Consider the following 19,690-nt stretch of genomic DNA (forward strand, 5'->3'; position numbering starts at 1 on the left):
TACCGCAAAGGTGCATACTTTTATATTGAAAGAGTAACATATATAATTAGATAAAACAACCAACAACTTATAGGAGGAATCTATAAATGTCAAAAAATATACTCGTTTTAACAGGTAGTCCTAGAAAAGGTGGCAATAGCGATAAGTTGGCAGATGCATTTATTGCCGGTGCCCAGCAGGCAGGACACACGACTGTAAAATATACAACCGGCGATAAAAACATTAAGGGATGTATAGACTGTCAGGCTTGTTTCAAAAAGGGTACAGCTTGTTCGATTCCGGACGATTTTAGTGAGCTTGCACCGCTTCTGGAGCAAGCTGATATGATTGTGTTCGCAACGCCATTGTACTGGTTTTCATTTCCGGCACAGCTGAAAGCCTCTATTGATAAGTTCTATTCTTTTCTCATTGGAAAAAGGACATTAAAGATAAAAGAATGCGCGCTTCTAGTCACCGGAGGTGTGGAAGATGAAACTAAGTTTGATGGTATTGTTACGTCCTATAAAATAATTGCTGAATTCCAGAATTGGAAGGATAGCGGCGTAATCATTGTACCAGGGCTTCATGATAAAGATGATATTCTCAAAACCGACGGACTACAGAGAGGCGAAGCATTTGGGAAAAACATACTTTGAGTTCGATATTCTTCAGATAATAAATTTGAAGATCGGTTTGATGCAAGCAGAATTCATTACGAGAAATATTGATTGAAGCTGTCTTTGATGAAATATCCTAAGTGGGTTAAGCTCAGAAATTCTTCGGTTGCCATTATACATTTCAAACAGAAGGGCCTGTGCACAAAATGCAGACACTTCTGTTTTTATGTAGATAAAGCCTTGCAGAAGCTTTGCATTCTAAAGGTAAAAGAATCGCTTACCAGGATTGCCAAATATTCATTATTTTAATATCAATAATAGACTTTTGAAGGGAGAAGATGACCACAGAGCTTATAATTCAAGTCAGTCGGACAAATATTTAATACTATTTTCAGCCATAATAGGCTGGGAGGGGATAGATTGTTTGACAGAATTCTTGATATTTTAAGCAGCCTTGGATTGATAGGGGTATTTGCTGGAGTTTTTCTAGAGGCGATAGGATTACCATTTCCAGGCAGCGTGTTAGTTGCTTTGGCAGGTTTTTTGTCAAAGCAAGGAGAGTTTGATATGATAATAGCCTGGCTGGTATCTTTACTAGGATATATGCTAGGTTCTATTTCAGCCTTTATGCTAGGACGTCGTATTGGAGAGCCATTTATAAAAAGATGGGGGAGATATATTCAACTAACCCCGGAACGTATTAGAAAGGCACAGGAACTTCTACAAAAGTCCGCCCCGGCTTATATTATTGGTGCTCGCTTTCTACCAACAATCGGTAATGTTACTCCCTATGTAGCAGGCATTAGCGGTATTTCTATTATTAAATTTCTTATCTACGATATGGTGCACGCGGTTCTGTGGCTAACCATCTTTCTGTATGTTGGGGCTGCGCTAGGCATGCAATTGAATATGATGGTAGAGAACCCTAGGTTTAAGTGGGGGGCCATTGGAGGTGGCTTCTTGCTATTAGTTTATGTGTTTAGGGATTTGTTGCCTATACGTAATAAAAATAAGGTATAAATGTAGTGTTTGAGTTAACAATCAATATAACGAAAAACTCCTGCAAAGCACTAGCATTGCAGGAGTTTTGTCTTTTAATAGAAATATTGGATACTGCTTTCTGGGAGGAAGGCAACAAAGCGTAATCTTACAAAGACAGCAATTGATTTTTCCAGTATTGTAGATCTACGGCACTTAATGGCAGTTCGATGGCCGAATCGCTGTCGGTGTATTTAAAGAAAATTTTTATAGTATTAGCCTGGTATATTTCCTTCAGGACCTGTGGGGGGAAGGTGACAAATAAAGTATTGGTATATTTAAAAGATTTTCCCGTGGGAAAATCTTTTTGCGAATAGGTCGGCGGCTGGGCGGATAACTCAATACTATCGATTTTGTATGTTTTACCATCAATATCAATGATGAAGAACTTTTCCAGTGGTCCAGAATGATAGCGGAAATCAACTATAGATAAGGTTGCTCCTATAGCAGTATTTGTTTGAGGATCAATTACGCCACGGAAATCAATATTACAGTAGGCTGATAAGTTGCTGACAGTACGATTGTCGTAAGAATAAACCGTATAGCTGCAATAAAAGGCAATGGTGACGATAACGAGTACTAGGATAGTTGTCTTTTTACGCATAATAACTCCTTGAAAAGTGTGTTGTATTTACCGCTTAATGTTACAGGAGTTTAGCATTTTTGTCTATATAACAAACTCCTGAAGCAGCCTAGCCTTGCAGGAACTTTGTATTTAATGGTATATATATTTGTTTTCCCTTATGTGATTTCGCTCACAGTCAAGTGATACAGTTTTCGCTAGAATAACATCAGAAGATTTAAATAGCGCTTCGCAATATAAGGGGGATAAAATATATGTCAATGTTTTGTTATCAATGTCAAGAAACAGCTAAAGGTACTGGCTGCACCATGCGCGGTGTCTGTGGAAAAACGGCTGATGTGTCCAATCTACAAGACCTGCTCATGTATACACTAAAAGGGATTTCGGTTTATACACTCGAAGCTCGTCAGGCTAAAATTGCTACACCCGAGGCCGATAAGTTTATAATGGAAGGCTTATTTGCCACCATTACTAATGCTAACTTCGATAAGGAGCACTTTGTTGTGCTCGTAAAACAAGCGCTGATCGTAAGAGATAACGTGAAAGCTACTTTAGTAAAAGCTGGTGTAAAGGTAGAAGCTGCAAATGACAGTACGAAATCCATCTGGCAGAAATTGACTGGCTGGTTCACAGCGGATGGAGCAGTAGAAGCTTCTCATGACAGCACTATGTGGTTTGCTGACAATGCACCAGAATTTGAAAAAAAGGCTGCCACAGTCGGAATTTTGGCAACTGAAAATGAAGATGTCCGTTCATTACGCGAGTTGCTAACCTATGGCGTAAAAGGAATGGCGGCCTATGCTGAGCACGCCTACACATTAGGCTATATGGAGGATGCTATTTTTGCCTTTATGCAAAAAGCATTAGTTGCCACTATTAACGATAAGCTGAGTGCTGATGAATTGGTTGCTTTGGTGATGGAATGCGGCAAATACGGTGTTGATGTTATGGCCTTATTGGATAAAGCCAATACCAGTACCTATGGCAACCCGGAGATTACCAAGGTCAATATTGGTGTGAGAAACAACCCTGGTATCCTTATCAGCGGTCATGATTTAAAAGATTTGGAAGAATTATTAGAACAAACCCAAGGGACGGGCGTTGATGTATACACCCACGGCGAGATGTTGCCGGCGCATTACTATCCAGCCTTTAAGAAATATGGCAATTTTGCTGGTAATTATGGCAATGCCTGGTGGTTGCAGGACAAAGAATTTGAAACCTTCAATGGACCCATCCTGATGACGACGAACTGCTTAGTGCCGCCGAAAGCTAGTTATAAAGACCGCGTGTATGTGACGGGGGTAGTCGGTTTTGAAGGCTTGAAAGAAATCGGTGAGCGTAAAAATGGTAAGCCGAAAGACTTTACGGCTCTTATCGCTCACGCTAAAAAATGCCCGCCTCCTAAGGGGCTAGAACAAGGGGAAATAATCGGTGGTTTCGCTCACAACCAGGTATTAGCTCTGGCTGATAAGGTTGTGGATGCAGTGAAAAGTGGCGCTATCAAACGCTTCTTTGTTATGGCGGGTTGCGACGGCCGCATGAAGAGCAGAGATTACTACGCTGATTTTGCAAAAGCATTGCCTCAAGATACTGTTATACTGACAGCGGGCTGCGCCAAATACCGTTATAACAAGCTTCCTCTGGGTGATATTGGCGGCATTCCCCGTGTATTGGATGCTGGTCAATGCAACGACTCCTACTCGCTAGCACTTATAGCCTTGAAACTTAAAGAGGTTTTTGGTCTAGATGATATTAATAAATTGCCGATATCCTACAATATCGCCTGGTATGAGCAAAAAGCCGTTATCGTTCTCCTAGCTCTGTTATACCTTGGTGTGAAAAATATTCATCTTGGACCGACACTGCCTGCCTTCCTTTCACCGAATGTAGCCAAGGTGCTTGTAGAGCAATTTGGCATCGGCGGCATCAGCAATCCCGAAGATGATATCAAAATGTTCATGGCCTAAGCAACTGCCAGTTTAATTTAGCAGTTTGCTGAGATTTAGAGATAGTTAGTTATATATATCTAGACTTAGGCGTAAAAAAGAGGTGGCGAAAGCCACCTCTTTTTCTATTATTCTTACTTGCTGTCCAGTAAACTATCGAAGATTTCTTATGTCTATTTACACATTATCGGAAAATGAATGAATAAGAGATATTTTGCCTTGTGATTTTCCAGACTCGATATATTGATGGGCCTCACCGATTTGATAAAATGGAAACTGTTTTTCATCTCGATTAATACGTAATTGATTCTTTTCAATCATCTGACTTATATTATTTAAGATGGCATGATGGCGAGCTCTTTCAATATTATAAACCATTGGTATTAGCATGAATACGGCGTGGAGACTAATCGCCTTAGCATGCATGATACCGAGATCAAGATTGACTCTTGCATTTGTGGTACAAACAGAACCATTGTATTTTACTGCCTTAAAACTATTGATTAAATTATTTCCGCCTACTGGGTCGAGGACAACATCAAAACCTTTACCATCGGTATATTTCTTTACATATTCCTCTACGGACTCCGATTCGGTAAAAATAGCAGCGTCAGCACCTAATTCTTTTATAATATTCGCTTGGTTTTGACTTCGTACCGTTCCATAGACGAACGCTCCTTGTTGTTTGGCCAATTGCAGCGCAATATGTCCTACGCCGCCTGCAGCGCCCTGAATTAATACTTTATCCCCTGCATGAATTTGTACCTTTTCTCTAAGGGCTTCCCAAGCAGTTAGACTGACGAGGGGAAATAAGGCAGCCGTTGCATGGTCTATATTTGAGGGCTTTTTTGCAATTAAGTTAACATCGACTAGCATATAGTCAGCTAATGCACCTTGAAGCTGACCAACACCGCCAGCACAGCCAAAAACTTCATCTCCAACATTCCAATGCAGAACATTCTCACCTAGGGCAACTATTTCGCCAGAAAAGTCGGCATTTAATATAGCAGGAAAAGCTGGGGTAATAGCTGGTACCAATCCTGAGCGGATTTTTGTCTCTATAGGGTTGATACCGCTGGCAGCTACTTTCACCAGAACATACCCTGCTTTTACCTCTGGCTGCTTGACGTCAGCTGCTTCAAAAACCTCAGGTCCACCGTAAGCACGAATTACCATTGCTTTCATTCCAATTCCTCCTATTATGTTATTTATCTATTTAAGACTATGTTAGTTTACTTTAACGGTACAAAATGAATGGTTAATAAAATTACTCTTACGAATACTACAGAGTCCATGCCGCATTACTACTCTTCCGTAGTATATCCGATAATTCCTTGTTTTCCATCAAAATCAGTGGGGCGAATTTATCTAAATTATCCTCGTTCCTAAGTGCACAGAATGAAAATCTAAGGTACTTCCTATGCGCCTTGAAACTACATGTGAATTATCGCCAACTTGTACTTCTATTACGAATGTATAGGTTAGCGATAATTTTGCTACTCGTAGGGGGGGAAGTATAAGGAAATAAAGGAATAATAGAGATTGATGTATAAGTTAAAGTGGATATTATTGTAAAACAAAGATAAAAACAAGGAGTAATTGGAATGAAAAATTTTTCGTTAAAGGTATTTACGGGGATAATAATTATGGCCTTTTTGTTTTTATGTCATAATGAGAGTGCTGATGCTGCGCGAATTACCAAAACTTTAGATGAGAATACAAGGATAATGCCTTATGGAGTAGTAGTGACAACGTGGGATAACATACCTAAATTTAAGAAAGGAACCGCTGTTACGCTTAATGAGTATGGTGAAGTATTTGAGGGCATATTGGCTGCAGATGTAAGTTTGCCATATGAAACTGGTATATCTCGGGATTCTCTCAAGCCAACAGGATATACGCCGATGCCTTTTTATGTTTTTTCTAATACGACTACTACAACAACAAATAGAGTTCTTACATTTAAAAGCGGAACAAAAATTACATTCAATGATAAGGGTGAAGTTAGTAAAGGTACATTAAATAGTTCTAATCAAAGCATCGCCCTAAATCAATCAACCTATATACAAGTATCTGAAGGCGAAGTAAGTTTTCATAAAAATGGGATGTTAGCAACGTGTACTTTAGCCAATGATTCTTATTTGAGGCCTATAGGTTGGTCAAAAATTTTAACTGAAAACTATACAAATAACTCGGCATGCCCAGGGTTTGTTGAATTTAAGGCCAGAAAACCAATTGTGCTAAATGAAAAAGGCGAAGTAGTCAAAGGGACGTTAAATAAGGACACCAAACTACTTTCACCAGTCGGTATTAAGGTTTATGAAGCTGAAACTACGGTAGAATTGGATGATGAAGGTATTGTTGGGAATGCTCTAAAAGTACCAACGGTTTGATTACATGGCTAGAGGAAATGATCTAGTATCTCTGTCCTTCAAAATGATCAATTGTAGATTCCGATGATTATGAAAACTAGAAATCAATATATAGCGACAAACTCCCGCAAAGCAGTATAGCCTTGCAGGAGTTTTGTATTTTAATTACCTTATTTTTTGTTATTAAACTCTTCCATCTGTTTCAAATAATTTATTTGAACAGCATTTTTTCCAGCATATTTAATATTATCGATAACGTCAGCATTGCTAGTCTTGCCAGTAGGATCTAAATCAGCTTTCATGCTATTGAATTGTTCATCAGATATTTCTATGTAACTGCCGCAATTCGGACAAGATATTGAATAGCGGGTATTATACGGAATTACTGGAATAAAAAATAATGTAAACCATGTTCTATTTTTACACAATTGCCATGTTTGTGTACGATTACAGTATCCGCATGTTTTTTCAAACATTGGTCCTACTACTTTTTTTGTAACTTTGCCCCATCCGAAGAGGAAAAACAAAATAATCACTCCTTATATACTACAAAAATTATACTGTAACAATTATAGCATATTATGGTATATTACGACATAATTGCACGAACACTTTTCTTTTTCCATAGGTACAGATAATGTAATAGAGGCATAAATTTGAAGTATCGTCAATCCACTTAGGAATAGTTAAAAATATGAGAGAAAAAGAAGGGAAGTGCTCAAGAAATCCTATCCTGTGACTCTTAGGACTCATTATCACCGAACCGAAATGAACATAGCTTTTGTAACGAATCCATAAAGCAAGTCGCATCCGATTGAAGAACGCCAAAGTATATATCATCAATGTTTTCAATTAATGGTAATGCCTGATTGACTTTTTTTTGACCTGCATCTAGTAACAGGATAATTTTTGCCCTTGTATCAGTAGGATGTTGTTTTCGTTGAATATATTGTTTCTTTTCGAGCAGTTTCAGTATTTGAGAGGTCGTCATGACATCGATTGCTGAGTGATCGGCAATCATTTTTTGAGTAGGGTTTTCACCGCGATTTTGCAAATAAGCGGTAACTGTAAGTATGATAAATTGCGGATGGGTTAGATTGATAGGGCGTAACGCTTTCTGTATTTGGGTATACCAATTATTATAGGCTCTAATGAACAGAAAACCCGGACTTTTCGAGGAATCATTTTTAAACTTGGAACTAATCATTTTTATTCTCAACCATTTTTTTTATTGTTAGTACGGCCTGTGGTGTATCTGAAAATACTTGGGCTAAAAATAGAATCTCTTCCTCCGTAATTGCAGTCGATTTTTCTAGTTTTGCACTTATTTTTACCAACGTGCCATCACCCGTGTCTGTAAATTCATGGCCGAAACATATCGCAATTCCCGTATCAGGAATTTCAGTTCTATCCCAATATTCTCTTTGAGGGATAACGGAAGTCAGTGTATAAGGCATTTCTGGTTGATTTTGCAGCTTCATAGTACCAGAAGTACCGGTAGCGAAATCTCCATTTAGTAATATGTATTCCAAGTCGGTTTCCCATTGACGTCGTTTATTTAAATTGGTATACATTTCCCAGATGTCCTGTGATATTGCATAAATTTTAGTCTGAAACGTAAATTCAGCCATTTAGATCCACTCCTTTAGTTATTCTATGTATTTATATTATAAGTATACTTATAATATAAAACAAGTGTTTTATATGGAATAGATCATTTAATTCTAAGGTAATTAACAAAGGATAATAGTAACAAGCTAAAAGCATGATTGGCAGGATTTAGCGGGACAGAGAACCCGTCCTATTATTCCTCGAATATGACATAAAAATGTCTTATTAAATGGTATAATTATTTTGGGTGATGAATATGAAAATAAATCGTTTATTTGAAATAACAATAATCTTACTCAATAAAGGAACGATTACAGCAAAAGAGCTTGCTGATCGTTTTGAAGTTTCGACCAGGACCATTTATAGGGATATTGATATACTTTCTTCAACTGGGATACCTGTATACATGAATAAGGGAAATAGGGGAGGAATATCACTCTTAGAAAACTATGTTATAAATAAAACACTAATTTCCGATAAAGAAAGGGAAAGCTTGCTTTTGGCAGTTAAAACACTGCAAGCAACTAAATATCCTGAACTTGACATAGTACTTGAAAAATTTGGTGCCATGTTCAAAAACACTCTTAATAATGACGACTGGGTAGAAATTGACTTTTCGCATTGGGGAAGCATACCGAATGAGAAAAATAAATTTAATGATATAAAGAGAGCGATGCTGGAAAGAAAGGTCATTCATTTTGAATATGTAAACTCAGATGGTCATAGAAGCAGCCGTTTAGCAGAACCTGAAAAACTTATATTCAAGGGAAACTCATGGTATTTAGTTGCCTATTGTAGACAACGTCAAGGTCATAGGACTTTTCGCATTTCTAGGTTGAAAAATCTTGAAGTAAGGGCAGAAGAATATGTGCCAAAGATATTATCAGGGCAGCAAACAGAAGAAATGAAAGAATTTTCAAAGCCACTGGTTCAGTTGAAACTGCGATTTCAGGCAAAAGTTTTGAATCGACTTTATGATGATTTTGATGATTCGTTTATTATAGAAAATGACGATGGAAGTTTTGACGTAGACATTGCTTTTCCTGAGGATGAATGGGTTTATGGCTACATCATGTCATTTGGCTCCTCTGTTGAGGTATTAAAGCCTGCACATATTAGGAAAATCATTGCAGAAGAGATGAAACAAGCTTTAAAAATGTATGAGTAGTCCATCTTAATATGACATACAGTTGTCTTATTATCATGTGTATAATTGAAAAAGAAGTAGGATACTACAATGAAAAAAGGAAAGAAGGAACATGATAATGGATAACTCATTTAATGTAAATGAATTTAAAGGCAAGCGAATCTTGGTCACAGGTGGAACAAAAGGCATTGGCGAAGCGATTGTTAAGCGTCTTAAGAATGCTGGGGCAACGGTTATAACTACGGCTCGATCCATTCCGAATGATACCCCAGTGGCAGACTTGTTTATCCAAGCTGACGTTAGCACTCCTGAAGGAGTAGGGAAGATTTCCAAAGAGGTGCTTGAACGTTTTGGTGGTATAGATATTTTGGTCAATACTGTAGGGGGATCGTCTGTTTCGATTGAGGGAGCTCTGGCAATGAGTGATGACAACTGGCAACAGATTTTTAACACAAATTTATTCTCAGCTGTTCGTCTAGATCGAGCACTGCTGCCTGCAATGTTGGAACAGGGTGCAGGTGTTATCATTCACATTACATCCATTAGGCGACTCTTCCCAGCAACTGAGACTTTGGCCTATTCTGCGGCGAAGGCGGCTTTGACAAATTACAGCAAAGGATTAGCCAACCAGGTCGCGCCTCACGGAGTGCGGGTCAATTCCGTTGCACCTGGTTTTATAGAAACGATGGCTGCAGAGAGACTTATCGAGAGGTTGGCTAAGGATTCGGGCAGTGATTATGACAGTGCCCGGCTGGAAATGATGAATTCCCTCGGAGGTATTCCACTTGGACGTCCAGGTCGTCCCGATGAAGTAGCTGAACTCGTAGCCTTTCTGGTATCTAATCGAGCTTCGTATATTACTGGTTGCGAATATATCATCGATGGGGGAACGGTTCGTACAATCTGATGGGTAACAGAGGAACGTACAGGTATAGCAGCATTAATTGCAAGACGACTAAGGAGAGGATAAGTATGTCGATAAAATTACCACAGCTTATTGCGAAATTTGTTCAGGCGAAGAACGATCATAACAGTGATGCAGTGATTGCCTGCTTTGCAAATGATGCCATTGTCCATGATGAAGGACAGGAAATTCGTGGTACGAATGCCATCAAAAAGTGGACTGACGCTAGCATTGAAAAATATCAATTCACCTTAGAGGCAACTGGCCTCGTCGAGCGAGACAAAGAAACCGTCCTCACTGCTCAAGTTTCTGGAAACTTCGATGGGAGTCCAGTCCCTCTTGATTTCCACTTCATCATCAATGATGGCAAAATTAGTAGGTTGAGCATCCGACTGACGGGCGATTGATTGTTAAACTTAATGATTATCAGCAACGAATACTAAATAGGAGGCTTTAGAATGATCATAAATAATTTGCTTTTAAAGCTGAAGGATAGAAACAATGAAAATATTGCAAAGGTGAGAGACATACTGCTGAGTATGCGAGGGAAAATTGAATTTCTCCGTGATTTGAAAGTAGAAGTAGATATACGTCATGGGAAGTCATCCTATGACATTATATTGATTACAGAATTTGCTTCTATGGAAGAGTTTAATGCATATCTGATTCATCCAGTGCATATTGAAGTATCCAAATATATTGAGGGCGAGTTAGAAGCTGGAGCCGCCGTTTGTTATGAATCTCGAAAGGCATAAGCCCAGGTTATTTAAAAGCTAAGAATGTATACGTATGAATAATCCAGTGTTGGCGGTCCCCTTGTCCCATCCATTAGTGAAAATTGAGGACCGCCCCCTCTCGTACCATGTAAAATTGTAAAAGAGACTCAATCCTTAGACGCCAACGGTAAGCTATATAGGAGATATATGACTCAGATAAGTTTTTCTGGAATCGAATTACATATTGACTGATAATTACTCTATGAGTATAATGTAGTTGTCAAGACAACTATGGTGGTGATATAGATGAAATTTAAATTAGATGATTCATTGGGGTTTATCCTAAATAAGACGAATACAAAACTTAAAAATGAATTGTTTCGACGGTTCAAAGAATATGACATTACGCCAGAGCAATGGGCTGTACTTAACTGCTTATGGGAACAAGAAGGTGTTACCCCTAAAGAGTTGGCAGATAGTATTGTTAAAGATAAACCAAATACTAACCGTATTCTTGAGAAGTTGCAAATGAAAGAATTGATTGTCCGAAAGCTTCATCCTGTAGATAAAAGAGCTTTTCAAATCTTTTTGACTAATCGTGGCTGGGCGCTAAGGGAAGAATTAATTCCCAAAGTGATGCAATTATTAGAGGAAGCAACAATTGGAATAGAAAAACATAAAGTCGTAGAAATGAAAAAACTACTAAATCAAATTTATGATAATCTTAAATAGTTATTTTTTATCATTTTAGTTGTTGCGACAACTAAAATGATAAATTGACATGATTTATCTTCCTTGCTCAAATTAGAAACCCATAGCAGTATGAAATAAAAAATAAAGTGAGGTAAAGAAGATGGAAAGCAGGTTAGTTAAAGAATTGAGCTTACGTTATCAACCGGTAGCTGTTTTGCTTAGCAATGAAAAACCGGAAGGGGCACTTCAGGGGAAAGAAGGGCAGTGGAGCTGTACAATTCCCTTATTTATTGCGGCAGCAAAAGGCAAAACATCAGTTTTTGAACGTAAAACTACAGTATGTAATGGCGGTAAAACAGGATTAGGGTTTGGTCAATTTCCCAATTATCCAGGTGGGATTGAATATTTTTTGTCAGTTGGTAAAAGCGGCCTATTTGAAGGGGAAGGATATAAAAAAAATCCAGAGCTAGGAGGAGAATTTGTTGAGTGTTTGCCAATAACGGATATTCCCTATCAGTACGTCATCTTTAAACCTTTGTCACAAATTGACACTACTAAGGAAAGACCCGAGTTAATTGTGTTTTATGTTAATACTGATCAGTTATCGGCACTTACGGTACTTGCAAATTATTACAGACCAGGAAATGAAAATGTTATGATACCTTTTAGCTCAGGGTGTCAGGCTATTTTTCTTATTCCCTACGCCGAAGCACAGAAGGAAAATCCAAGAGCAGTAGTGGGTTTGACTGATATTACAGTGCGTCCCATGGTCGAAGCTGACATGCTGTCATTTTCTGTTCCATACAAAATGTTTCTGGACCTAGAAGAAAGTGTAGAGGGAAGTTTCTTAGAGAAACACTTGTGGCATAGAGTAGTAGCAAGAATGGCAAAATAGTATATGGCAAACTCCTGCAAAGCAGCCTAGTCTTGCAGGAGTTTATATTTTAATGGTAAATAGGATAGAAATATGGGATATGTTTTTCAAAATGCCTCTCATTACATATAACATATATGAGACACAAGAAGAAGAGGGATGAATCAAAAGAATTGTCCCCTTGAGCATTTTGTAAAAATAATGATCGAATAGTAATTGGAGGTGTTATCATTAAGTTTTTCTTTTTATATGTCATTCTTAGGCAATTTTCCGAAAATCCCTTTACAGCGCTTGTATTAATGATAATTGTTTATGCCATTATCGACAGGCGGTATATTGGTGCTTTACCGGATTTCATTAAACCACTAAGTCGCTGGCGAAAAATAGCAAGACTAAAAAGGGAGCTTGAGTTTAGTCCTTCTCCAGGCCATATACTTTATCAAATAGGTGCACTGCAAGTAGAAAGCGGAAATATGCAAGAAGGACGGAAACAATTGGAAAAAGCCCATGATTTAATACAAGAACATCCTGACATCGAATATTATTTAGGCGTAGCACGTATTAGGATGGGGGAATTAGAACTTGGAAAAGAAGCGCTGGAGAGTGCTCTGCAAATGAATCCGAAGATTCAATACGGATTTCCTTATGTATATCTAATAGAGTATTGCTTGAAAAAAGAAGAACATCGAGAGCAAATTAATGCATATATGGAAAAAATATTTGAATATGGAAATCCTAAAATCTACTATGAAGTGGGTGTTGTTTTTCATAAAGCGGGATACGCAAAAGAAGCTAGAGAAATGTTTCAAAAAGCGCTAGTGATTTTTAGGAGTAGCCCTTCGTTCTTAAGAAAACAGCAGCGATATTATGCAATTATGTCAAAGATCAGAAGTATTTGGCAGGGATGACGAATGATTTGTTTTTTGATAAATGCCCTATGAAATTAGATAGCATAACAGGAATATCTAAAAAATGTGATTGATAGGATCTACTGGGACAGGAAGCTGTCCCCTTGTCTTATAAAAGGGCGGGAAAATAAAAAATGTAAGTAAAGTTTATTTACTTACACAATTACGCCCCTTTTTCTTAGCGCGATATAGGGCGGTATCGGCGGCTTTCATGACGTTCTCAGTTATTTTATTTTTTTCGCTGCGTTCAGCAGCTCCGATGCTAATTGTTACAAAAAGCTTTTTAGCAGAGGATTTCTTCCCTTTTTTATGCTCTTTTTTTTGATAAGTAAAAGGAGTTTTCTCAACGGCGGCACGCAGCTCTTCTAGATGGGGCAATGCATCTGCAATTTTAGTCCGGGGGAAAATAATGGTAAACTCTTCCCCGCCATAGCGGAAGGCCTTTCCGCCACCAGTCACTCCTCTGAGTACAGATGCCACTAAGCGCAAGACTTCATCTCCTGTGTCATGCCCATAAGTATCATTAAACTTTTTGAAAAAATCAATATCTAGCATAGCAACAGTGTAATCACCGTGCAGCTTCATAAGTTCTTCTTTAAGCGCACGACGCGCAGGCAAACCTGTTAGTTCATCCAGATAGGCCATAGAATAGGAATCCTGAATCACCGCAGTAAGCAGCATGAGGCCGGCAGCACAAAAGAAAATTGGTACTGCTATTACATTGGCCTTGAGTTGCAATCCTATCAAAGCAGCAAAAAGCACTGTGATGAAAGCATTGTTTAGATTAGAGGGCTGAGCTAACTGTTTTTTTATTAGCCATAGTAATGTAATACCAGCGGCCAACAATGCAGGCTGAGGAATCGTAACGATTGGCAAGTTCAGTGAAACTACGCGTTGAGTGAATAGTTTGAGTAAATCATTATCTTTTGTTATAACTGCGGTAGCAATAAAAAATAGTTCGAGAAAAATAAGACCGAACCGTAACAAACCCCAGGTATTGAAAATACCGCGCTCCTTTATCGAAGAGAAGATTAAAATATTAACTGGAATAACCATACTGACAATCGAAAAGATTGAGGCTTTATAAACAGGAAGTCCAACGATTTCCGCCGCAGTATTACTCAAAGCCCAGTCACATAAAGCAAATGTAATCAACACAAAAAACACACGACTGCGATTAAACCACCAGCTAAACAACATGCCGACCACAAATAAGGCATATGAAGCATTATAGAGGTTTGTACTAAGCATAGTATCTATCGTCAACTCGGAAAAAAGAAGGCTAGTGAGTGCTAGTAGACCAAAGGGAACGGTTTTAATCATGGCTGTAATATTTATCATTAAATGAATTAATTCCTTTCAAGTTCTTCAACTTTATGTTTCTATATTATATCAATTACGACATTTTTTGTCATTCATTTACATGGCTTCATCTCGACTTCACCCAACTAGAGGAATCATAGGGACAGAGTATATCATAAAAGTTATGTATAGTGCCTCTGTTTGTGTGGTGAGTTATTTCTATAAGCTTACAAGGTTATTTAGATCTATAGTTTAGAATAAGTTATTTTGTATTTAATTACCTCTACTGAAAGATATAGATTTATAACATAAGGAGTAAGAAATAAGATAATCTGGCTCTTTTGTCTTGCCAAAGGAGCCAGAGTAGACTCAAATGAATTAAACCCGCGAATTTCGCGGGTTCTTTGCTGTATATTTTTAACTCTTACGAAAAATTAAACAATTATATGTTTCAGAAGCAGGAATATTTCGAAAAATGTAGAAATAATATAATAATAAGGCATGGACATCATGCTATTTAAGAATAGGAGGTAACATAAAAGTAAATCTATTTTTCCGTGACAATCAGCCTAGAAAAATATCTGAATATTCATTTTAACATGACAATTAGTCTGCATTATCAGTGTTAGCTGAGAATTAGAATATGTAGCATTTTGAGTATACAAGATTAAGCGATTTACCGAGGCAATAATCAATAATAAATGGAGGAAATACACCATGGATAACTTAACCAATATTGTGAACATTTTAACATCAACATATTGCTGCTGGCAGGAAAAGAGAGAACAGGATGAAGTAATGGAGTACTTAAATAAGTACTTATATTTACCACATTGTGAAAAATTTATTATGAATAGTGTACGCAATTTAAAAAATGGCAATACAGAAGAACTAAAGAAAATTGGCCAAGAATTTGTTAAACATGGGGAAATGGAGTTAGCTAGTAACGTCAATACTCTTGTTAATGGGGAAGTTAGCATATCCGAAGAATTATATACAGCTGTAGAATCTTATTTAAATAGCAGTCTTTTCCATAAGGAAGTAGAGACTTACTTGGCAAATTCGATTCATTAGAATGCTATATATAACAAAATAAAAATTGGGCTATATCTCATAAAATACTATTTGTTGATTTAACAAATAGTATTTTTATTTGAGGTATTTGAGATGGATAGAATGAAAATACTCAAAAGAACCGTCCCTGTGATTCTCTTTAACTGCAATGATGGAATGTGATATAATTGGTTGTAGATTCTAGTGTGAAGTGAATATGAGAAAAGCTTTCTAGGGTTCCGTGGCAACAATGCCAGTCTGGTCCGAGAGAAAGCGCACAGCAAGCTGTGTACACGGAAGGATAAAAGCCTGGGAGTACTTTATGCACTTCTCAAGGCTTTTTTTTGTATTCATAGACAGGGGAAGATGTACAAAAGTTTTTAGGAAGTCTATGAATGCTCATATTGGTGGAAATTGGAGAGTGAATTACATGTATAACTTAATCATGGAAAACAAATGGGCGATTTTAATCATCCTAGAGTTTTTTGCTTGGTCTGCAACAATCTTCATCTTTTATGCAAGATACAAAATGCAATCGCAGTTTTGGTTAAAAGTAGCATCAACAATACTGGTACTTACGGGTGTTATTCCGCAAGTGCTCTTGGGTATAGTAAATTTTGTTGTAACAGAAGAAATTGATTTGTTTACCCTCACTATTGTGTTGCTGATTGTCTACGGATTGACCATCGGCAAAAAGCACATTCAAAAGCTGGATTCTTGGGCTCAAAAGAAGTTTTCAAGGTAATTACCCTGCAAGAGTCGGTGATGGTTCTTTGATTCGTTTAAGATTTAATGACTGGAAAGATTGTGTTTCTATATTGATGACATGAGAGAAAACGATAGGAACAACTCAGTAGAACCGTCCCCTTGATTTTTCTTTAACTGGAAATCTTTGATTGCATACAGACATTGTTATTACCGCACAATAACAGAGTAGCAGCCTTCGAAAAATTTACAAGGAGATGCTCTTATATGGAATTTATACCTACGTCTACCATTGTTAGTGATAACGATACTGGAGTAACACTACTTAATGACGAGGATATGTCGCTATCTTTACCTGACCATGATGAAATTCAAGCACTTAAGGGTTCTACGATTTCAATTGCTGATAAAGAATACACAATAGTAGAAGCTACTACCGAACCAAAGTTTAATGACGATTGTGATATAATTGGTATTTACGTTTTCATTAATGTAGAGAAAAAAATGTAAGACTTTAAAATTACCAGCATCATTACCCCATTGCAATTGGTTATATTATAAAAATAACAGGATCATTCGATGGTGCGCTAGTTTATATTGCTATACATTGCCTTGTTGCTATTTTTTGTTATTTGCTTGTTGTTGGAGAAATTAAGCGAGTTGAACTTAAGGATTGAACTTAAAATAATGAAAATCACGGTCACGTTCGAAGTTTGATGCTTCCCACGTGACCGTGATTTTGTGTAAAGTCTTCTTAGAAGACTAGGTTTTCTCTATGAGGATATCTTCATATTTAAAGAGTCCTAAAGGGTTCATTTTTATACCAGAAATATTATTTCTATTAGCGTAAGCCATATTGGGATGGTAGAGGAAGATCCATGGGCAGTCCTGTACGAGCATCTTTTGAATATCTTTATACATATCAAGTCGCTTCGCGGGATGTATCATCTGATTAGCCATGGCTAATTTTTTATTTACTATTTCACTATTATAGCTGGATCGGTTTGTACGCAGGCCGGGGGAAAATAGAGGATGCAGAAAATTATCGGGATCACCCGTGTCTGCTACCCAACGGGCGATATACAAATCGGCACTGCTTTTAATCAGGTTTACATCAAGGTATTTGGCAGCTGGCACATTGATAAGCTCGCATTCTACTCCGGTACTTGTCAGGTCTTCCAAGATGTACTCTGTAATCTTGTTAAACACCGTAGGCCCCGCATCTTGCCGGTACATAATTCTAAATTTCTGGCGAACAGTTGTTAGGCCACTCTTTGCTAATAAACTTTTTGCTAGAGAAGGGTTGTAGCTATATCCTGGGAGGGAGGAGTCATTTACGATGCTGGGAGGGAATGGGCCTTTACTTTCGCTGCCTAAGCCTCCTAGAATTTCATCGATAATTCGCTGTTTATTGATGGCGTAGTTAAAGGCTTGTCTGGCCTCGCAGTTTTGTACGTACGGGGATGTAGAGGTGAGATTAAAGCCAGCGTAGTAAGTACCCATGATCGTGTTAGTAGATATCTTTATGTCCGGCACTGGTTTGAGTTTATCAAGTAATGACTTATTATCAATGAATATAAAATCATATTTTCCATCAATGAAGTCCTCTGCTACATTCTCTTTCGTGAGTTGTACCTGAATCGTTTTAATATATGCTTCTCCGTTAAAATGATCTGAAAAAGCATTGAGTGTACAGATGTCTTCTTCGGTGTTAAGCACATATGGACCACAGCCAATGATATTATTCTTATCGTCGATAGCGGTAATGGAACAGTAAAATTGCCCTAGGTTCAATAGAAAGCCACTATAAGGAAAGGACAGTCTTATGCTCAGTTGGTAGCGATTTAGGACGGTGATCCCGCTGACAGTACTCGCTATGCCCTTACTGTATTCTTCAGCTCCTACCACATATTCTAGGCACCAAGCATTGGGAGATCCGGTCGACGGATGCAGGAGACGTTCATAGCATTTTTTGATATCTTGAGCGGTAATTTCCTGTCCGTTATGAAACTTGGCCCCCTTACGAAGGTTAAACACCCATGTTCGGTCGCCTTCCAAATGCCAACTCTTAGCGATACCAGGAGCCAAATGACCGGATGCGTTGATAGAAAGTAGTCCTGAATGGGCATTCGAGAGAATGTGACCGCCTAAGTATTCTGTCGACATAAGTGGATTAAAAGTGGTAATCTCATTCGGTAGGCTTGTCCGTAAAACCGCTCCAGCGAATGGAGCGCAGGACACCTTCTCAAGCATGTGTGTTGATATTGTTTGGAGCCCTGTTGAAGCCTCGGTCAGTGAGGATAAAGTGGTTTTTACAAACTGAGTGTAGAGGGACGCTACTTCCACGGTGGAGATGAGCTGATGAAAAGTAGTAGTCATATTGCCTGTCGATCCCATCACGTTTTCAAGACTTGTCGTTTGCTTGCCGATAGCAGCACTTATTTCTTCATAAACAGCACCGCTATTATTGACAGCCTCAATGATGGTATTAAAAACCTGAGCGGTATCGCTTGCAATTTGGGTACCCAACTGCACTTTAGTGGCAATGGCATCCATGGCCTGCAGGGTCTTGTTAATGCTCTGGTTGATTTCAGCAATGGTTTTACTTATATAATCAACCGATTCAACGCTTCGTTCCGCCAGATGTTTGACTTCTTGGGCCACTACCGCAAATCCTCTGCCTGCTTCACCGGCCCGGGCGGCTTCGATAGAGGCATTTAAAGAAAGTAAATTGGTGTTTCCCGCAATGTCTTTAATAACATCGAGGAGTGTGTTGATCTGAGCAGCTTTTGATTCGAGCGTAATAACGACACCTTTGGCGTCAACAACTGATTGTCCAATAGCGCTCATCGCCTGGATAGAACTGCGAACAGCATCATGTCCTTGGTTAGCCACGTTTAAGGTCTGTCCGGATATTTGCTTTGAGCTCTCCGTACTTGCGCAGACTTCCTGAGCTAGTGCAGAATAATTACTGATTTCTTCTACAACCTTTTCGATGGAAATCATTTGGACTTCAACTGATTGATTGATGCTATTTGTAATTTCTATCAGACTGTCTGCCGCAATTTCTGTTTCCTCAATTTTGTTGCGGATTTTGCTCACTGCACATTCCTGATTATGCTTAAGCAACGCGGTATGCGTGTCTATATTTATGTTGCTGGATGATATGGGGTTAGTAGAGGCTGGGAGGGACGAGGGTGTAGGAACTTTTTTGGACCAAAATAACATAAAAACATCAT

General features: G+C 38.3%; 21 protein-coding genes and 1 riboswitch. Of the genes, 14 read left to right on the forward strand and 7 right to left on the reverse strand.

Annotation, left to right across the window (positions count from 1 at the left end):
- The first annotated feature begins 86 nt into the window (after positions 1 to 86).
- Together QSJ81_RS04470 and QSJ81_RS04475 are read left to right on the forward strand one after the other, a co-directional pair.
- On the forward strand, positions 87 to 635 hold the full coding sequence (locus QSJ81_RS04470) for a flavodoxin family protein (RefSeq protein ID WP_285716217.1): 549 nt from the start codon (positions 87 to 89) through the stop codon (positions 633 to 635).
- Between the two features lie 381 nt (positions 636 to 1,016).
- Positions 1,017 to 1,616: a DedA family protein gene (locus QSJ81_RS04475; RefSeq protein WP_285716218.1), complete on the forward strand. Its 600-nt coding sequence runs from the start codon at positions 1,017 to 1,019 to the stop codon at positions 1,614 to 1,616.
- A gap of 127 nt (positions 1,617 to 1,743) precedes the next feature.
- Here the strand turns inward: QSJ81_RS04475 and QSJ81_RS04480 are convergent, their stop codons facing one another.
- The gene (locus tag QSJ81_RS04480; protein WP_285716219.1) at positions 1,744 to 2,238 is read right to left on the reverse strand and encodes a hypothetical protein; all 495 of its coding nucleotides are present in this window, start codon (positions 2,236 to 2,238) and stop codon (positions 1,744 to 1,746) included.
- 233 nt (positions 2,239 to 2,471) lie between these two features.
- On the opposite strand from QSJ81_RS04480, the gene hcp reads away from it, so the two are divergent.
- Positions 2,472 to 4,187, forward strand: a complete 1,716-nt coding sequence (gene hcp / locus QSJ81_RS04485; RefSeq protein WP_285716220.1) for a hydroxylamine reductase — start codon at positions 2,472 to 2,474, stop codon at positions 4,185 to 4,187.
- Between the two features lie 156 nt (positions 4,188 to 4,343).
- On the opposite strand, the gene QSJ81_RS04490 is transcribed toward hcp, so the two are convergent.
- Positions 4,344 to 5,351 carry a zinc-dependent alcohol dehydrogenase family protein gene (locus QSJ81_RS04490; protein ID WP_285716221.1) on the reverse strand — a complete coding sequence of 336 codons (1,008 nt, stop codon included), beginning with the start codon at positions 5,349 to 5,351 and terminating at the stop codon, positions 4,344 to 4,346.
- 419 nt (positions 5,352 to 5,770) lie between these two features.
- On the opposite strand from QSJ81_RS04490, the gene QSJ81_RS04495 reads away from it, so the two are divergent.
- Positions 5,771 to 6,559 (forward strand): hypothetical protein, encoded by a 789-nt coding sequence (locus QSJ81_RS04495; protein ID WP_285716222.1) that lies wholly within the window; start codon positions 5,771 to 5,773, stop codon positions 6,557 to 6,559.
- A 149-nt stretch (positions 6,560 to 6,708) separates the two neighbouring features.
- Here QSJ81_RS04495 and QSJ81_RS04500 read toward each other — a convergent pair whose 3' ends face one another.
- The 3 genes from QSJ81_RS04500 to QSJ81_RS04510 all read right to left on the reverse strand — a co-directional run bounded on the left by QSJ81_RS04500 (position 6,709) and on the right by QSJ81_RS04510 (position 8,169).
- Positions 6,709 to 7,065: a zinc-ribbon domain-containing protein gene (locus QSJ81_RS04500; RefSeq protein ID WP_285716223.1), complete on the reverse strand. Its 357-nt coding sequence runs from the start codon at positions 7,063 to 7,065 to the stop codon at positions 6,709 to 6,711.
- Between the two features lie 215 nt (positions 7,066 to 7,280).
- A complete protein-coding gene (locus QSJ81_RS04505; RefSeq protein WP_285716224.1) occupies positions 7,281 to 7,745 on the reverse strand; it encodes a MarR family winged helix-turn-helix transcriptional regulator in 465 nt (154 codons plus the stop codon).
- Positions 7,738 to 8,169: an SRPBCC family protein gene (locus QSJ81_RS04510; RefSeq protein WP_285716225.1), complete on the reverse strand. Its 432-nt coding sequence runs from the start codon at positions 8,167 to 8,169 to the stop codon at positions 7,738 to 7,740. The genes QSJ81_RS04505 and QSJ81_RS04510 overlap by 8 nt, the downstream gene beginning before the upstream one ends.
- A 236-nt stretch (positions 8,170 to 8,405) precedes the next feature.
- Here QSJ81_RS04510 and QSJ81_RS04515 point away from each other — a divergent pair, with 236 nt between their 5' ends.
- The 7 genes from QSJ81_RS04515 (at position 8,406) to QSJ81_RS04545 (ending at position 13,391) form a co-directional block, all read left to right on the forward strand.
- Complete coding sequence (locus QSJ81_RS04515; RefSeq protein WP_285716226.1) at positions 8,406 to 9,317, forward strand: helix-turn-helix transcriptional regulator; 912 nt, start codon at positions 8,406 to 8,408, stop codon at positions 9,315 to 9,317.
- Positions 9,318 to 9,414: 97 nt separating this feature from the next.
- Positions 9,415 to 10,203 (forward strand): SDR family oxidoreductase, encoded by a 789-nt coding sequence (locus QSJ81_RS04520; protein WP_285716227.1) that lies wholly within the window; start codon positions 9,415 to 9,417, stop codon positions 10,201 to 10,203.
- A 65-nt stretch (positions 10,204 to 10,268) separates the two neighbouring features.
- Positions 10,269 to 10,607, forward strand: coding sequence for a nuclear transport factor 2 family protein (locus QSJ81_RS04525; RefSeq protein ID WP_285716228.1), 339 nt, complete (start codon positions 10,269 to 10,271; stop codon positions 10,605 to 10,607).
- Between the two features lie 51 nt (positions 10,608 to 10,658).
- Complete coding sequence (locus QSJ81_RS04530; protein ID WP_285716229.1) at positions 10,659 to 10,955, forward strand: Dabb family protein; 297 nt, start codon at positions 10,659 to 10,661, stop codon at positions 10,953 to 10,955.
- A gap of 267 nt (positions 10,956 to 11,222) precedes the next feature.
- Positions 11,223 to 11,648 carry a MarR family winged helix-turn-helix transcriptional regulator gene (locus QSJ81_RS04535; protein ID WP_285716230.1) on the forward strand — a complete coding sequence of 142 codons (426 nt, stop codon included), beginning with the start codon at positions 11,223 to 11,225 and terminating at the stop codon, positions 11,646 to 11,648.
- A 121-nt stretch (positions 11,649 to 11,769) separates the two neighbouring features.
- Complete coding sequence (locus QSJ81_RS04540) at positions 11,770 to 12,504, forward strand: DUF169 domain-containing protein (protein WP_285716231.1); 735 nt, start codon at positions 11,770 to 11,772, stop codon at positions 12,502 to 12,504.
- 278 nt (positions 12,505 to 12,782) lie between these two features.
- On the forward strand, positions 12,783 to 13,391 hold the full coding sequence (locus tag QSJ81_RS04545) for a tetratricopeptide repeat protein (RefSeq protein WP_285716232.1): 609 nt from the start codon (positions 12,783 to 12,785) through the stop codon (positions 13,389 to 13,391).
- 147 nt (positions 13,392 to 13,538) lie between these two features.
- Here the strand turns inward: QSJ81_RS04545 and QSJ81_RS04550 are convergent, their stop codons facing one another.
- Positions 13,539 to 14,732 (reverse strand): GGDEF domain-containing protein, encoded by a 1,194-nt coding sequence (locus tag QSJ81_RS04550; protein WP_285716233.1) that lies wholly within the window; start codon positions 14,730 to 14,732, stop codon positions 13,539 to 13,541.
- A gap of 678 nt (positions 14,733 to 15,410) precedes the next feature.
- On the opposite strand from QSJ81_RS04550, the gene QSJ81_RS04555 reads away from it, so the two are divergent.
- The 3 genes from QSJ81_RS04555 (at position 15,411) to QSJ81_RS04565 (ending at position 16,961) form a co-directional block, all read left to right on the forward strand.
- Positions 15,411 to 15,767 carry a hypothetical protein gene (locus tag QSJ81_RS04555; protein ID WP_285716234.1) on the forward strand — a complete coding sequence of 119 codons (357 nt, stop codon included), beginning with the start codon at positions 15,411 to 15,413 and terminating at the stop codon, positions 15,765 to 15,767.
- Positions 15,768 to 15,966: 199 nt separating this feature from the next.
- Positions 15,967 to 16,064, forward strand: a riboswitch (guanidine-I (ykkC/yxkD leader).
- Between the two features lie 112 nt (positions 16,065 to 16,176).
- Complete coding sequence (locus QSJ81_RS04560; protein ID WP_285716235.1) at positions 16,177 to 16,491, forward strand: hypothetical protein; 315 nt, start codon at positions 16,177 to 16,179, stop codon at positions 16,489 to 16,491.
- A 227-nt stretch (positions 16,492 to 16,718) separates the two neighbouring features.
- Positions 16,719 to 16,961: a hypothetical protein gene (locus QSJ81_RS04565; RefSeq protein ID WP_285716236.1), complete on the forward strand. Its 243-nt coding sequence runs from the start codon at positions 16,719 to 16,721 to the stop codon at positions 16,959 to 16,961.
- Positions 16,962 to 17,213: 252 nt separating this feature from the next.
- Here QSJ81_RS04565 and QSJ81_RS04570 read toward each other — a convergent pair whose 3' ends face one another.
- A complete protein-coding gene (locus QSJ81_RS04570) occupies positions 17,214 to 19,679 on the reverse strand; it encodes an ABC transporter substrate-binding protein (RefSeq protein ID WP_285716237.1) in 2,466 nt (821 codons plus the stop codon).
- Positions 19,680 to 19,690 lie beyond the last annotated feature (11 nt).

Source organism: Pelosinus sp. IPA-1 (assembly GCF_030269905.1).
Lineage (GTDB): Bacteria > Bacillota > Negativicutes > DSM-13327 > DSM-13327 > Pelosinus.

Bases quoted from the DNA above. Each gene is read 5' to 3' on its own strand.
- QSJ81_RS04470 (WP_285716217.1), top strand. From the start codon at position 87: ATGTCAAAAAATATACTCGTTTTAACAGGTAGTCCTAGAAAAGGTGGC.
- QSJ81_RS04480 (WP_285716219.1), bottom strand. From the start codon at position 2,238: ATGCGTAAAAAGACAACTATCCTAGTACTCGTTATCGTCACCATTGCC.
- hcp (WP_285716220.1), top strand. From the start codon at position 2,472: ATGTCAATGTTTTGTTATCAATGTCAAGAAACAGCTAAAGGTACTGGC.
- QSJ81_RS04490 (WP_285716221.1), bottom strand. From the start codon at position 5,351: ATGAAAGCAATGGTAATTCGTGCTTACGGTGGACCTGAGGTTTTTGAA.
- QSJ81_RS04495 (WP_285716222.1), top strand. From the start codon at position 5,771: ATGAAAAATTTTTCGTTAAAGGTATTTACGGGGATAATAATTATGGCC.
- QSJ81_RS04505 (WP_285716224.1), bottom strand. From the start codon at position 7,745: ATGATTAGTTCCAAGTTTAAAAATGATTCCTCGAAAAGTCCGGGTTTT.
- QSJ81_RS04510 (WP_285716225.1), bottom strand. From the start codon at position 8,169: ATGGCTGAATTTACGTTTCAGACTAAAATTTATGCAATATCACAGGAC.
- QSJ81_RS04515 (WP_285716226.1), top strand. From the start codon at position 8,406: ATGAAAATAAATCGTTTATTTGAAATAACAATAATCTTACTCAATAAA.
- QSJ81_RS04520 (WP_285716227.1), top strand. From the start codon at position 9,415: ATGGATAACTCATTTAATGTAAATGAATTTAAAGGCAAGCGAATCTTG.
- QSJ81_RS04525 (WP_285716228.1), top strand. From the start codon at position 10,269: ATGTCGATAAAATTACCACAGCTTATTGCGAAATTTGTTCAGGCGAAG.
- QSJ81_RS04530 (WP_285716229.1), top strand. From the start codon at position 10,659: ATGATCATAAATAATTTGCTTTTAAAGCTGAAGGATAGAAACAATGAA.
- QSJ81_RS04535 (WP_285716230.1), top strand. From the start codon at position 11,223: ATGAAATTTAAATTAGATGATTCATTGGGGTTTATCCTAAATAAGACG.
- QSJ81_RS04540 (WP_285716231.1), top strand. From the start codon at position 11,770: ATGGAAAGCAGGTTAGTTAAAGAATTGAGCTTACGTTATCAACCGGTA.
- QSJ81_RS04545 (WP_285716232.1), top strand. From the start codon at position 12,783: ATGATAATTGTTTATGCCATTATCGACAGGCGGTATATTGGTGCTTTA.
- QSJ81_RS04550 (WP_285716233.1), bottom strand. From the start codon at position 14,732: ATGATAAATATTACAGCCATGATTAAAACCGTTCCCTTTGGTCTACTA.
- QSJ81_RS04555 (WP_285716234.1), top strand. From the start codon at position 15,411: ATGGATAACTTAACCAATATTGTGAACATTTTAACATCAACATATTGC.
- QSJ81_RS04560 (WP_285716235.1), top strand. From the start codon at position 16,177: ATGTATAACTTAATCATGGAAAACAAATGGGCGATTTTAATCATCCTA.
- QSJ81_RS04565 (WP_285716236.1), top strand. From the start codon at position 16,719: ATGGAATTTATACCTACGTCTACCATTGTTAGTGATAACGATACTGGA.
- QSJ81_RS04570 (WP_285716237.1), bottom strand. From the start codon at position 19,679: ATGTTATTTTGGTCCAAAAAAGTTCCTACACCCTCGTCCCTCCCAGCC.